The 13,286-nt window shown below is 50.4% G+C and carries 12 protein-coding genes and 1 tRNA gene; 4 read left to right on the top strand and 9 right to left on the bottom strand.

What is annotated here, in order from left to right; genetic code table 11:
• Window positions 1-6 precede the first annotated feature (6 nt).
• The 4 genes from HRU10_07030 to HRU10_07015 form a co-directional block, all read right to left on the bottom strand.
• Window positions 7-798 carry an amino acid ABC transporter permease gene (locus tag HRU10_07030; protein NRA26984.1) on the bottom strand — a complete coding sequence of 264 codons (792 nt, stop codon included), beginning with the start codon at window positions 796-798 and terminating at the stop codon, window positions 7-9.
• Window positions 791-1,522, bottom strand: a complete 732-nt coding sequence (locus HRU10_07025; protein ID NRA26983.1) for an amino acid ABC transporter ATP-binding protein — start codon at window positions 1,520-1,522, stop codon at window positions 791-793. The genes HRU10_07030 and HRU10_07025 overlap by 8 nt, the downstream gene beginning before the upstream one ends.
• Window positions 1,523-1,971: 449 nt before the next feature.
• A tRNA-Leu gene (locus HRU10_07020) sits at window positions 1,972-2,058 on the bottom strand.
• Window positions 2,059-2,194: 136 nt separating this feature from the next.
• On the bottom strand, window positions 2,195-2,545 hold the full coding sequence (locus tag HRU10_07015; protein NRA26982.1) for a nuclear transport factor 2 family protein: 351 nt from the start codon (window positions 2,543-2,545) through the stop codon (window positions 2,195-2,197).
• Between the two features lie 167 nt (window positions 2,546-2,712).
• Between HRU10_07015 and HRU10_07010 the strand changes: the two genes are divergently transcribed.
• The 3 genes from HRU10_07010 to HRU10_07000 all read left to right on the top strand — a co-directional run bounded on the left by HRU10_07010 (window position 2,713) and on the right by HRU10_07000 (window position 6,118).
• Complete coding sequence (locus HRU10_07010; protein NRA26981.1) at window positions 2,713-4,791, top strand: M3 family metallopeptidase; 2,079 nt, start codon at window positions 2,713-2,715, stop codon at window positions 4,789-4,791.
• 72 nt (window positions 4,792-4,863) lie between these two features.
• Entirely contained in the window at window positions 4,864-5,310 is a 447-nt protein-coding gene (locus HRU10_07005) for a superoxide dismutase (GenBank protein ID NRA26980.1), read from the top strand.
• A gap of 16 nt (window positions 5,311-5,326) precedes the next feature.
• Complete coding sequence (locus HRU10_07000; GenBank protein NRA26979.1) at window positions 5,327-6,118, top strand: dienelactone hydrolase family protein; 792 nt, start codon at window positions 5,327-5,329, stop codon at window positions 6,116-6,118.
• A 117-nt stretch (window positions 6,119-6,235) separates the two neighbouring features.
• Here the strand turns inward: HRU10_07000 and HRU10_06995 are convergent, their stop codons facing one another.
• Window positions 6,236-6,682 (bottom strand): MarR family transcriptional regulator, encoded by a 447-nt coding sequence (locus HRU10_06995; protein NRA26978.1) that lies wholly within the window; start codon window positions 6,680-6,682, stop codon window positions 6,236-6,238.
• Between the two features lie 102 nt (window positions 6,683-6,784).
• Between HRU10_06995 and HRU10_06990 the strand changes: the two genes are divergently transcribed.
• Complete coding sequence (locus tag HRU10_06990; GenBank protein NRA26977.1) at window positions 6,785-10,183, top strand: MFS transporter; 3,399 nt, start codon at window positions 6,785-6,787, stop codon at window positions 10,181-10,183.
• Window positions 10,184-11,246: 1,063 nt separating this feature from the next.
• Here HRU10_06990 and HRU10_06985 read toward each other — a convergent pair.
• The 4 genes from HRU10_06985 to HRU10_06970 form a co-directional block, all read right to left on the bottom strand.
• The gene (locus tag HRU10_06985; protein NRA26976.1) at window positions 11,247-11,627 is read right to left on the bottom strand and encodes a hypothetical protein; all 381 of its coding nucleotides are present in this window, start codon (window positions 11,625-11,627) and stop codon (window positions 11,247-11,249) included.
• A gap of 309 nt (window positions 11,628-11,936) precedes the next feature.
• Entirely contained in the window at window positions 11,937-12,251 is a 315-nt protein-coding gene (locus HRU10_06980) for a type II toxin-antitoxin system RelE/ParE family toxin (protein ID NRA26975.1), read from the bottom strand.
• The gene (locus HRU10_06975) at window positions 12,239-12,496 is read right to left on the bottom strand and encodes a type II toxin-antitoxin system Phd/YefM family antitoxin (protein ID NRA26974.1); all 258 of its coding nucleotides are present in this window, start codon (window positions 12,494-12,496) and stop codon (window positions 12,239-12,241) included. The genes HRU10_06980 and HRU10_06975 overlap by 13 nt, the downstream gene beginning before the upstream one ends.
• A gap of 521 nt (window positions 12,497-13,017) precedes the next feature.
• Window positions 13,018-13,286, bottom strand: a 269-nt coding sequence (locus tag HRU10_06970; protein ID NRA26973.1) for a hypothetical protein, incomplete at its 5' end; no start/stop codon positions are given.

The raw sequence follows: 13,286 nt of genomic DNA, 5'->3' as shown, positions 1-13,286 counted from the left end.
AATCTGTCAGGCGGTTCTCCATTTAGTCTCAAGCAATTGAGCTGCCACCGACAATGGGATATTAATACACAAGTAAAGGGCACCTATCGTTAGCCAAATCTCAAAACTCATAAACGTATCGGCAATGATATCCTTGCCCTCAGTAACGACCTCAAAAATTGAGACGGCACTCAGTAACGCCGAGTTTTTGATTAGATTCACCGCTTCGTTGGTCAATGCCGGTAGCAAGATCCTGATCGCTTGAGGGAAGAGCACCTTCAGGAGGACATCCACCCTGCCCAGACCCAAGGCTGCCGCAGCCTCAGCCTGCCCTTTCGGAATCGCATCGAATCCACTGAGAATGATCGGCGCTAAATAGGCACCCTGAAAAGCAACCAACCCGCCCACAGCCACCCAGAGACGATCCAAGCCCATCACCGGCCCAAAAATAAAATAAAACACATACAGTTGGACCAATAAAGGCGTGTTTCGGACGACTGAGAAGAAACCGTATGCCGGGACACGTAGGGAGTAGAAAACACTGCGCTGTGCCCCTGCGAGCAAGACGCCAACGGGTAGAGCCAAAACAATACTCAGTGTTGATATTTTGAGGGTCTCCCCCAGCCCAAATAACAAATTCCCTGGATACACACCTTCGTCATCAATGATAAGCAGTGTTTCAGGCACACGCTCCCACTGCCATGTATAATTCAACGCACCAGCCCCTTGCAGAATCATCCAAAGCAAAACGGCACCTAACACACCCAATGGGAGCCATCCTTGCCAAAAAATTGATCCTCTGCTCTGCTGCTTAGCCATGATCTAGAACACGACTGAGAAATTCCTTGGCGCGCTGTGAGTTGGGTTTACCAAAAAAATCCTGAGGCGACCGGTCCTCAACGATTTCCCCATGATCCATAAACACCACACGATCTGCTACCTCCCGCGCAAAGCCCATTTCGTGTGTCACACAGATCATAGTCATACCCTGACTGGCTAAATCACGCATCACTTCCAGCACCTCAAAAATCATTTCAGGATCCAGTGCCGAAGTCGGCTCATCAAACAGCATGACCTTGGGCTCCATACACAAACTTCGCGCAATCGCAGCACGCTGCTGCTGTCCACCGGACAGCTGCCCGGGTAATTTCTGGGCTTGATCTGAAATCTTGACACGATCCAGTAAAGCCATCGCTTTTTTCTCAGCGCTGTCTCTATTGAGACCCTTCACTTTGCGGGGTGCCAACGTCAGGTTATCCAAGACACTCAGATGGGGAAAGAGGTTGAACTGTTGAAATACCATACCCACCTCGGCACGCACTGCTTGGATCTCAGCATCACGAAATTTCACCGGGCTGCTTTTGATAAAAATGCTGCCCACATCCGGCACCTCAAGGAAGTTGATACAACGGATCAGCGTCGACTTACCTGACCCTGACGGACCACAAATCACAATACGCTCGCCCTCCTCCACCTCAAGACTGACACCTTTTAGAGCCTGAAAATCTCCGTAGAATTTTTCCACGCCGCTCATTCGGATAATTGGGGTTCTCGAATCAGACATCGACGTCGACTAAAGACATCCTCCGTATCATTACCAGCGAAAGGAGGTATTTTCTTCCTAAAAGCCGACTTTTTTCATGACGGAGCTAGCGTTAGCCACGTCGCTCTGTCGGGGCGCATGCGCTGTTGTTCTAATATCACCAAAACCCACGAGCCAACAGAGCGGCCCCGCTACAAGCAAGTTCCAAATCCTCTCATTCGCCTACGCTTTTAGACACTCAACTGACTTAAAACCTGTCTATGTGAGCTGGTACCCAGGGCGGGAATGGTGAGCTTAAGCTCATCTCGACAGGGTCGAGACCACCTACCGGCGTCCCATCTCCACTCATTTTATTCGCTCCGTCAAACCCGCTGCGGGTTCGCCTCCCGCACCCTTATTTTGCCTACGCTTTTAGAAACTCAACTGACTTGAAACCTGTCTATTTGAGCTGGTACCCAGGGCGGGAATCGAACCCGCACGCCCTTGCGGGCGGGAGATTTTGAGTCTCCTGCGTCTACCAATTCCGCCACCTGGGCGTAGGCATAAGTAAATACATGACTTCGGCTTACGTTTCGAGCAAGGACGAATTTAAATTCAGCAATCTCGCCGGATCCAAAGGAGCCCGTTAAAGTTAGGTTAACAATGACCTCAATCAGTGCTCCTAGTCACACCCTAGCTTTGACTCCTGACAACGATCCGGCTGATTTTGCCATCGCAGAGTTCGACTGATTCGTAACCTCGACGCAATAGAGTAGAGCCATCTACTCGTGTGGCACGGCATGTAAAAGCGACCTCGGCCGACTGCTCTGTATCATTCAGCAGTGCATCGATAGTCCAGGTAATCTCAGAGAACTGGGCGAAAAAGCCATGCATCATCTCAAGCACAGTTTCCTTACCTCGATGAGAGCCAGCATTATCTGAATTATACTCAATTTCATCATATAGCATCGCTTCGATTGCTTCGAAATCGCGTTGATTTGATGCGTCGAAATAGCTGAAAATTTGCCTTGCTGGTGAGTTCATCTAGATAAGAACCTAATATGATCAGATTTGTCCTGTAAGTCCTTTTCCAATCATTTGAGGATGTTTTCTTTCACCGACCAAAGCCTTCCGATAAATTTTGGCGAGTGATACCCTCAAATTGACGTTCCGTTTTGCTCAATCCATTCCTCTTATAACTATCTTTTTATATGTCTACCGAGCACCCTTTTCTTGATACCTCATTCCACATCCGCTGGTCGGAACTCAAACCCCAGCATATCGAGCCCGACATTCAACAAGCGCTTGAGGCCGCTCAACAGGAAATCGACCGCCTGGCCGGCCTACCCCTCGAAGATGCGACATTCCAAAACGTGATCATTGGATTGGAGCATGCCACACGCGCTCTTTCGGAAGCGTGGGGAAAAGTCGGACATCTGGATTCAGTGCTGAACTCTCCAGAATTACGCGAGGCCTACAATGGCATGCTTCCTAAGGTATCCAATTTTTTCTCGCATATATCGTTGAATAGCGACCTCTGGAAGCGCGTACGCTATGCCCGTGACAACACTGACACTGCATTACTTTCGCCCGTAGAAATGCGCCTCTTGGAAGAGACAGTCATTGATTTCCAGGAGCAAGGGGCAGATCTCCCAAACGACGAAAAGAAAAAGGTAGCAGCTATCAATCAGCAGCTTGCAGCTACGACCCAAAAGTTTTCAGAAAACGTTCTCGATGCGACCAACGCCTGGGAGAAAATAATCACCGACGCAGCCTTGCTCTCGGGCTTGCCCAGGTCGGCCCTCGAAGCGGCACAGCAGGACGCTGAAAATAAGGGACATGGCACTGCGAGCGAACCTGCTTATCGTTTTACCCTCCAGGCTCCGAGCTACATGCCCGTCATGCAATACGCAGACTCCGAGGAGCTACGGAAAGAAGTATGGGGAGCCTTCAGTAAAGTAGCCCGCGAGGGAGAGACAAACAACATCCCGCTGGTCACCGAGATTTTATCTCTTAGGCAACAAAAAGCGCGGCTCTTAGGAAAAGAAAATTTTGCGGAATTGGTGTTAGCGCGGCGCATGGCTAAAAGTGGAGAATCGGCGCTCAATTTCGTCGAGAATCTTCATAGTCGCGTGGCAGATGCCTTTAGAAACGACTACGCTGACCTTCAGGTGTTTAGGGGACCCACGCCTCTTGAGCCTTGGGACATATCTTACTGGTCGGAAAAGCAACGGCGCGCCCAATACGCCTTCGACAAGGAAGAATTACGCCCTTATTTCCCAATGAATAAGGTGATTTATGGCCTTTTCTCTTTGGCCGAGGATTTATTTGGAATCGCCATCAAGGAGGTCGAAAGCGAATGCCGAGAAGAGCCTGCCTCCGAGAACACTACACCTGAAGTCTGGGATAAGGATGTTCAATTTTACTCGGTTCAGGATAAGGCCTCAGGTCGCCATTTGGGTTCTTTCTATGCAGACTGGTATCCTCGAGAATCAAAGCGCGGGGGCGCTTGGATGAACTACCTTTATACCGGCGAACGTGGCACAGAGAACCAGGACACTCCACACCTCGGCTTAATTTGCGGAAATATGACGCCATCCGTAGCCGGTCGTCCAGCCTGTCTCACCCATAACGAGGTCGAGACCGTGTTTCATGAGTTCGGCCACCTCTTACATCATATCTGTGGCGAAGTAACTGTCCCATCTCTCAATGGCGTTAACGTCGCATGGGACTTCGTAGAGCTTCCCTCTCAAATTATGGAAAATTGGTGTTGGGAGCGAGAGAGCCTCGATCGTTTCGCACGGCATGTAGACACTGACGAGCCCATCCCAGACGACTTATTCGAAAAGATGCTCAAAGCGCGCAATTTCCAATCTGCAGCTATTACGATGCGCCAGCTCTCATTCGGCAAAATGGACCTTGACCTCCACATCAAATATCAGGGCGACGACATCGAGGATCTCGACGCTACACTAGATAGCATACTCGACGGCTATACCCCTCAACTGGCTACAAAATCTCCTTACATTGCGCCACGATTCACACATATTTTTGGCAGCTCAGTTGGCTATGCAGCTGGTTACTATTCATATAAATGGGCAGAAGTGCTGGATGCGGACGCGTTTTCGAAATTCAAAGAAGACGGCATCCTCAACCAGCAAACCGGGCTCGATTTTCGTAATAAAATCCTAGCCAAAGGAAATAGCGAAGCACCTGAGAAGCTCTTTTATGACTTCATGGGCCGGGACCCGGACCCAGAGGCACTGCTCACACGCGCTGGTCTCGTATGAAGCAGCGCTCACGCTAGAGCCTAAAAAATTTATCTCCATAGCCACTATCACCCACCTCAAGATATAAATGATATGCGCATACTATTAGCAATAGTCTCACTCGCGGCTTTGACCGCAGTAACTTCACATAACGTTCTCGGTCACTGCCAGGTTCCCTGTGGCATTTATGACGATGCAGCCCGCGTCCATGCCATGTATGAGGACGCAGTAACAGTCGAAAAAGCCACCACAATGCTCGCTGAACTCGATGGAAAAGCTGACATTCAGTCCCAACAACAGATTGTTCGTTGGGTCATGAATAAAGAATCTCATGCTCAAAAAATTATCGAAACGATGGGCGACTATTTTCTGACACAGCGGGTCAAGCCATCTCAAGAGGACTATGCTATACGTTTGCAAGAACACCACGCGGTGATTCTTGCGGCGATGAAGGCCAAACAGAATGCCGATGAAAAATTTGCTCTAGAGCTAAAACAAGCAGTCGCTACTCTCGAAAAATACTATCCCCACGAACATTGAAAATCGTATAGATAGAATGAAACAGCTCATCGCCCTGTCCCTGATCGCAGCGTCTGCTTTACACGCAGACTTTATAGAAAAGACCTTCACCTATGTCTTCGAGGAAACCACCTTTGAAGCGACGGTCGTCTACGCACAAGACACAGCCAAAGACGCATCCCTACCAGGGATCCTCATGGTTCCCAACTGGATGGGGCCGGGCGAGCGAGCGACGGAACGCGCACGACTCTTAGCAGATGATGAATTTGCAGTGTTCGTCGTCGATATGTATGGCGTCGATATACGCCCCAATAATGCCTCAGAAGCTGGGGCAGCGGCCGGCTTCGTCCGTGGAGATCGCGCGCTCATGCGACGCCGAGCTCAAGAAGCGGTCAACCAATTTGCTGCTCTATCTGGATCACATCCGATTGATGGTGAGAACATCCTAGCCATAGGGTTCTGCTTCGGCGGAGGCACCGTCCTTGAGCTAGCCCGCAGTGGAACCAAAGATGTTAAGGGCGTTGTCTCGTTTCATGGCAACCTCGATACTCCAGATCCAGCAATTGCTCAGAACATTCAAGTCCCTGTGATGGTTCTACACGGTGCTGATGATCCCTATGTTCCAAAGGAACAAGTAAATGGATTCGAAGAAGAAATGCGCGCTGCCGGAGTAGACTGGCAACTCGTGTCCTACGGAGGAGCCGTCCATTCGTTCACCAACCCATATGCCAACAATCCAGGTGCATCGATCTACCACGAGCGCACCGCAAAACGGGCTTATGAGAAGATGGATGAATTCGCTGAAGAAGTCATGGGGCTCGACGACTAGCAAGATCGGGTCCACTGATATTTTGTAGGGTGATCGCAAGAGCGATTGCCATTGAGCGGATCAAAGCTCAAGTAAAGCAATGGCCGTCGCCATTACCCTACGCTCAAATGACACGTATTACTCGGGGTCTTTTAAATCCGTGTAGAGATAATCCAAGACATCGCAGGTCGTCCGGATCGCTTCGAGCGATGGGACTTCGGAGAGCTGGTTAATGTAGCCATGTTCTCGCTGCATCATGCTTTGGATCATTTGCTCTCCACCCTCCGATAGAGCGATCAATTGCGAACGTTTGTGATGCGGATTTTCTTGGGCCTCAACAAGCTTGGCACTCAGAAGCTGGTTGATCTGAGTCTGGATAATCTGTCGACTGACAAAGCGTTCACCGGCAAGCGCTGGCACGGTCATGGGGCCGTTTTCAGCAAGCAATAGGAGCAATGCGCGCTTGGGGCCGGTAATTCCCAAATCACCATGCAACTGATCCGACAAGTGTCGGAATCTATGGTAAGCACGCCGCACTGCCTGTGTGAGATGGACAACATCTTCGACCGGTAATCGTTCTTGCATACCCGAATGTCTAGTATGCTCAGAATAACGACAATAATATTTTCAATTACATATTGACATTATTATTGTCGTATAAATCTTAACGGCAATTTAATTGTCATTATGGAAATAAACAATCCCTCGCATAACGCTATCCGCTGGCACCAGACCGTCCAAATCTCAGGAGCTCTAAACGATAACCTCTTCAAGCTCATCGCCCTCTTCGCCCTTTTTTCATGGCATGGACCTGATGAACGGACTCGAATCCTCGCCCTTGTCGGTGCTGTCTTTGCCCTCCCCTTTATAGGATTCACATCACTGGGCGGATATCTTGCTGATCGGGTCAGTAAATCAAAAATAATTTTAAGGCTCAAACAGGCAGAGTTGATAATCATGGGCCTCGGTATCGCAGCACTGGCAACTGAGAGCGTGCCGATGCTCTTCGCAACGATGCTTCTGATGTCGACGCAAAGTGCTTTGTTTGGCCCTTCAAAATATGGACTCGTCCCAGAAATTGTCGCCGCGCGCGATATCACCCGAACCAATAGCCACCTTCAGACACTTACTTACCTCGCAATCATTGCAGGAGTGGCATTAGCTCCGGCTTTTACAGCGCTCAGCGGCGCAGCTTATCATGTCGCAGCATTGGGCTGCTTTGGTATATCTATCGTAGGTTTTTTCGCCGCAACTCAACTCGACAAGGCACTGATAGGCGGCCCTCGAGAAAGCCTCAGATCCAGATCCGGCTTTAGAGAGAGTATTTCAATCATTCGCCAGGACCGGTGGCTCCTACTCGCGATCATTGGCCTCGCATGTTTTTCATTTTTCGCAGCCTTCACCCAACTCAACGTTATCGATTTTGGAAAAGAGCACCTAGGTTTATCGGATGAACAGTCTGGAGTAACTCTCCTGATCATTGCTTTGGGTATAGGGACGGGCTCCTTACTGGTTGGCCGGCTGAGCCGCCATGCTACGGAATTCGGTGCTGTTCCCTTGGGCGCACTGGGCATTGCTATGGGATTATTTCTACTCGGTTCGGTGGGCAGTCAAAGTATCTGGGCAACCTGCCTGTTTCTGTTCCTAATCGGCGTTGCTGCTGGCTGCATGACGGTGCCCCTGCATGCGTTTATTCAACAACGGAGCCCGAATGCTAACCTCGGCACCATCATTGGTATTTCCGGCCTTTTGAACTGGATCGCAATTTTCGCAGCTTCCCCCGTTCTCTATCTGAGCGATACACAGACTACATTGGCGTCGGCAGATCGTTTTGTGGCTCTAAGTATACTCGCTTTGGGACTCGTCTATCTCACGGTAAGAACGATTCCAGATTTCCTGGCACGCCTGATCATCAGCCTAGTAGCACGTTGCTTCTACACCATCCGACACCATGGAATTGAGAACATCCCTGCCGAAGGACCGGCATTAATTGTGAGTAATCACGTGTCTCTCTTAGATGCCGTCTTTCTCACCAGCGCCCAACCGCGCCGCATCCGACTGATCATGTCACGCGATTTCTATGAGAACTCGGGATGGTTCACCCGTTGGATATGCGACCTCGCTCGCGTGATTCTCATCCACGAAAGCGAAAACCCCAAAAAGCTGATACACTCCCTAAAAACCGCTCGCCAAGCATTGGTCGACGGCGAACTGGTTGGCATCTTTGCGGAAGGCCATCTCTCCAGACGGAACCTAATGTTGCCCCTCAAATCTGGTTTCACCCGGATCGTCAAGGGAACCCATGCTCCGATCATTCCCGTCTCGATCCAAGGAATCTGGGGGAGCCACACGACCTATTCTTCTGGATTGCCTGCAATCCGACCCTGGACAGACAGATCTCGCATTGTATCTGTTTCATTCGGCGCCCAACTACCCACACAGTCACAACCGGGGGACATCGCTGCAGCCATATCTCAACTTGCAGCAGATCAAGCGAATACCGCCAAGACTTCCTACAAAAATTTACCTGCCGCTTTCCTATCGCAGGCACGCAAATCTCCAAACGCTCCGTGCATTTCCGATAGCTCCGGCAAGCAGCTCAACTACAGCGAGGCACTCACGGCGACGCTCTTATTGAAGAAAAACCTACTCGAACGCTTCGAAGGCCAGGCACAGCACATTGGAATCTTGCTTCCTGCGTCTGTAGGCGGCGCCTTGGCCAACCTAGCCATCTCATTTACTGGCCGCATTCCAGTAAATATAAATTTTAGAGCTGGTTCCGATCACATTGCTTCTGCTGTGAGCCAAGCCAAGATCCGCTGGATCGTCACTGCCCGGGCGATGCCACTTCCTGATGGCATTCCCGCGTCCATCCGCGTTCTGTATGTCGAGGAACTCCTCAGATCGGTGACGAAGCGACAGCGTTTAGAGGCTTACCTTCGGGCGCGTTTTCTCCCGCAACGCTTTCTTCTCAATCAGACGACATCAAACTCTGATGATACTGCCGCAATCCTATTTACCAGCGGTTCGACACGAGCTCCCAAGGGTGTGTGTTTATCTCACCGAAACATCCTGTCCAACGCCGAAAGTTTCGGCTCTGTACTTAACGCTCAGACAGAAGACAAGGTATGCGGAACCCTTCCATTCTTCCACTCATTTGGTTTTACGGCCACACTCTGGTGTCCGCTCATCAATGGCATCTCAACGACCTATCATAACAATCCCTTGGATACGCGCCGCGTAGGCCAATTAGTCCAAGAAGAGCGAGCGACCATTTTGCTCTCAACTCCGACATTCCTAAATGCTTATCAGCGCCGCGTCACCTCTGATCAGTTCGCTTCATTGCGTTGGGTTTTTTCTTCAGCCGAACGGCTCTCGGAGGAGCTGGCTGACAGTTTTGAGGAGAAATACGGCATCCGTCCGCTCCAAGGTTACGGAGCCACCGAGCTCTCGCCCATCACCACGATAAGTCTGCCGAACCATACCATCGATGGGCTCCATGAGATCGGGTCCAAACCCGGAAGTGTCGGACGTGCCATACCAGGCGTCGCCCTACAAATCATCGACCCCGAATCAAAGACAGCCAAACAAACCGGCGAGCGCGGGCTCATCCGCGTCAAAGGGCCTAATACGATGCAAGGCTACCTACATCAGCCAGAATTGACTGCAAACGCCTTAGAGGATGGCTGGTATAACACGGGCGATATTGGCTATCTTGATGCAGATGGTTTTCTATTTATCACCGACCGCATCGCTCGCTTTGCTAAGCTTGGAGGAGAGATGGTGCCGCTCGGGGGCGTCGAAGAAGCCCTGAGTTCAGCAATCGGAGTTGACGCTACGCATATCGCGGTGACTGCCATTCCAGATACTTCAAAAGGAGAACGCCTCATCGTTCTTGTTTCGGAGCCCATACCCGAAACTGAGCTATTGAGGCAACAGCTCCTAAACCTGCCGCTACCCAATCTTTGGAAACCGGATTTGCAGGCCTTCATCCATGTCCCAGAGATCCCTCTCCTCGCAACAGGTAAGCGCGACTACGGGCGCATCCGTAACATGGCGGAAGACTTGGTAAAAGTTCCGGCATGAATTAGAATGAAACCACAGCCATCCCATAGGGATTCGACATTTCACTGAACCACCGGTAGCGCAATTGACTAAGAGACGGCGTAGCATCGCATTGCCTGCTTTGGTGATCGGGAGTTGCTTGTCACAATCTCCAGATTGATCACGACGCGGCGTCATACCCAAAAACGGACCGATGTCTCGGGCTTTGTTGAAGCGGTCAGGATCGTCTACAGTGAGGATAAAAGCTAGAGCTGTTATGGGGCCGACGCCACCGACACTTTGTAGACGTTGAGCATCTGGATATGTGTCCTCAATCATTGCGGTAATCCGTTTATCTAGCAGGCGTATTTCCTCAGTGTGGACCAGGATGCACTCAAGCATAGCATCCACCAAACGTGTATGATCGTCGTCGAGGTGTTCCCGGGCTTTGCGCGCGAAACAGGCGGCGCTCCATCCAGAGGGAAGGATCATTCCGATGCTTTTGAGTAAGGAACGGACACCGTTGATGAGGCTGACGCGGCTGCGCACTAGCGCATCGCGTGATTTGAGAATCATAAAGGCTTTTTGTGACGCCTCACTGCCGTGTCGAATGGGATAGAGGAGTTTTGCGTCCATGCGCGCACGGAGCACGAGAGTGCATAGATGGCGCAAGGGTGACGAGGAGGGTGCCCGCTTGTTGGGCAGACGAGCAACCATTCTAGCGAGCATCTCTGCATCCTTGCGATCAGTCTTATTGTCGGCGGTGTATATCGCCCGGACTTTCCTTGGGTTGGCAACGATCACCCGATGCCCGGCTGCTTCGAGAAGACGGCTTATCCAAGGGCTGTGGGTTCCTGCTTCCATGACTATAGTGGAGCTGGGATAGCGCGCTGACAGACAGGAGAGAGCTTCTTTCTCGTTGGCTATCGTGCTCTCTTAGACGATATCTCCGATGGAATTTAAAACGCATAAGGCATGCGTAGCGTTTCCAAGATCGAGGCCGAGGGTGTGGGTGTCTTTATTAGCGTTTTCCATGATGAGAAGGGATCAGATTCTGTGCCGCCTTCTCATTAATTCTGGTTCTGTCGTTTCGGACAGTGGACCTCTAGGAGTTCTGCTGCTCCAATATCCTCTCCCTCACATTTCCAACAGCTAGATCTACCACAACATATTCGCTCTTCGGCAGATCCTTCAGCTCAGTAAGCGCATAAAACTCATCCACTACTGATCGATCAATCTCGACAATACCTCGTCCAGCCCAGTGCCGATCAGACCCAGTCTTCTTGACTCCAGATATCCAGTATTCGTCACCGTCTTCCAGATTGTAGTAATTCGCACCAACGCCGGCCCCTTTCAATGACTGAAATGCTAGATTATTGAAGTATATGGTCCTCCCCGACTTCGAAAACTCGCCATTCCCAATCCAAGCCGGACCGTCGTCTGAGAAGCCAGACTTCAACTCAACATATAATAACGACTTCTTCATTTCTCGATTCTCTCAGATTCGGCTTATGTGAAAACTCTCCACAGCAGCCAGAAACAGTTCACTACTGTTCCGATCACTGCAGCAATCACTGCAAATTCAAACTCCTTTGTGAAAAATGACACCAGTCCAGCAATGACCACAAGAATCTTGATTAACATTGCCACTGGAATTATCATATCGGGCAGACCGTTGAAGGCAGGTGCACCGATGGCAAGGTTCTTCGACTGCGACCTAATCGTTTATCCAATTTTCCATACTATAAGCCACGCGGCACACAATCACTGTTACCTCTCCCGGCTTGTTGGAAACTTAAGCTTGGGATTCTCCTTCTTCAATATCCTCAAGGCTAAATTCTCTCTCAGCTCTGCGAAGGTGAATAATAATGACCCTACCTTCATCGATACGGTAATACAGGTAAAGAACCCAAATCACCAATCTCCGATATAAGGTCCCCTTCAGTTCATCCGGCACGTTCCCCATCAAAGGAACGCTTCCTAAAAGATCAGTTCTCTGAAAGACCAAACTCACCAACTTCTTGGCTGCTTCGAGATTTTCGAGTGCGATATTATCTGCAATTTCGTCGAGATTCTGAAGTGCCGGGTCAGTCCAGATTACTTGAGCCATCGAGACATCCTCTTCTTCGCATCACCGGAGGAAATAACTCTTCCTTCTTGATATGCGCGCTCGCCTCGTGCCAATCCTTCGAGTAACTTAATTCGCTCCTTCTGACTCTCAAAATCCTCTGTATCAACGAGATACGCCTTGGGTATCCCGTGCTCAGTAATAAGAATAGGCTCTCGATCTTCTCCCAGTCCCTTCAATATCTGAGTTGCCTGCCTTTTAAGTGTAGTAACTAACTCGACCTTCATAGTGACACTAGAGTATCACTTCTCCGCATTTTCAACATTTTTCCAACGCAAAGTATAAGTGTCACCGATGACAAGGTTATTCAACATGCAACCACACCGTCAGCCCCTTGAGCTAAAATGCCACGCGCGTAGCCCTAATCGGTGTCTGCTACTACGCCTTCCATGAGAAGGCGGGTTTGTCAATTAGATTCAAAGTTTCAACTTTGTGTGATGGTTATAAGGTTTAGTCGCAAGCAGAAGTTGGTCTTGATTGAAGAGTCCAAGTCAGTCTGACTTCTCCCGCTGAGCGGGACACTCTTTTATGAAGCTTACCAGGCTTCGGTGCAGAAAGGAGTCCTGTCTCAAGCGCTGCCTTCTTGTTCACGCATTCGTATATGACGGTGTCTGGTTGGTTGAGTCGACGGTGTCAATGCGGGCGGTGCATCGCAGTCGCTTGGACGGGACTTTTTTGGATCCAAAGTCTCATGACAGGTCTGCTGCTAGCTGGTTGAGATTTCCGGATTCAATTCAGTGCGGGTTACTCAGGCAGCCATTGCTCCAGATAGAGGGCGTCCTGGATAGGGTTCGTATGTTGCCCCAGGTGTTTTGAGCAGCTTCATGAGGACTACGGCAAGCTTGCGCGCTACGGCGACCACGGCGCGTTTGCGGGCGTTTTTACCTGGGCCTTGGGAGATGCGCTCTCCGGCCTCGCGCAGATGGCTGGGCGGGCCGAAGGGGCCTAGGATGTATTGGGAGCAGTTGACTAAGAGGCGGCGCAGCATGGCGTTACCTGCTTTGGTAATGGGAAGTT

It is taken from the genome of Opitutales bacterium (assembly GCA_013215165.1).
GTDB lineage: Bacteria > Verrucomicrobiota > Verrucomicrobiia > Opitutales > JABSRG01 > JABSRG01.
The sequence above is the reverse complement of the archived record's forward strand: the minus strand, read 5'-3'. Positions and strand labels throughout refer to the sequence as shown.

Excerpts from the sequence above, each read along its gene's own strand:
- HRU10_07030 (NRA26984.1), bottom strand. The coding sequence starts at position 798 with ATGGCTAAGCAGCAGAGCAGAGGATCAATTTTTTGGCAAGGATGGCTC.
- HRU10_07015 (NRA26982.1), bottom strand. The coding sequence starts at position 2,545 with ATGAACTCACCAGCAAGGCAAATTTTCAGCTATTTCGACGCATCAAAT.
- HRU10_07010 (NRA26981.1), top strand. The coding sequence starts at position 2,713 with ATGTCTACCGAGCACCCTTTTCTTGATACCTCATTCCACATCCGCTGG.
- HRU10_07005 (NRA26980.1), top strand. The coding sequence starts at position 4,864 with ATGCGCATACTATTAGCAATAGTCTCACTCGCGGCTTTGACCGCAGTA.
- HRU10_07000 (NRA26979.1), top strand. The coding sequence starts at position 5,327 with ATGAAACAGCTCATCGCCCTGTCCCTGATCGCAGCGTCTGCTTTACAC.
- HRU10_06995 (NRA26978.1), bottom strand. The coding sequence starts at position 6,682 with ATGCAAGAACGATTACCGGTCGAAGATGTTGTCCATCTCACACAGGCA.
- HRU10_06990 (NRA26977.1), top strand. The coding sequence starts at position 6,785 with ATGGAAATAAACAATCCCTCGCATAACGCTATCCGCTGGCACCAGACC.
- HRU10_06985 (NRA26976.1), bottom strand. The coding sequence starts at position 11,627 with ATGAAGAAGTCGTTATTATATGTTGAGTTGAAGTCTGGCTTCTCAGAC.
- HRU10_06980 (NRA26975.1), bottom strand. The coding sequence starts at position 12,251 with ATGGCTCAAGTAATCTGGACTGACCCGGCACTTCAGAATCTCGACGAA.
- HRU10_06975 (NRA26974.1), bottom strand. The coding sequence starts at position 12,496 with ATGAAGGTCGAGTTAGTTACTACACTTAAAAGGCAGGCAACTCAGATA.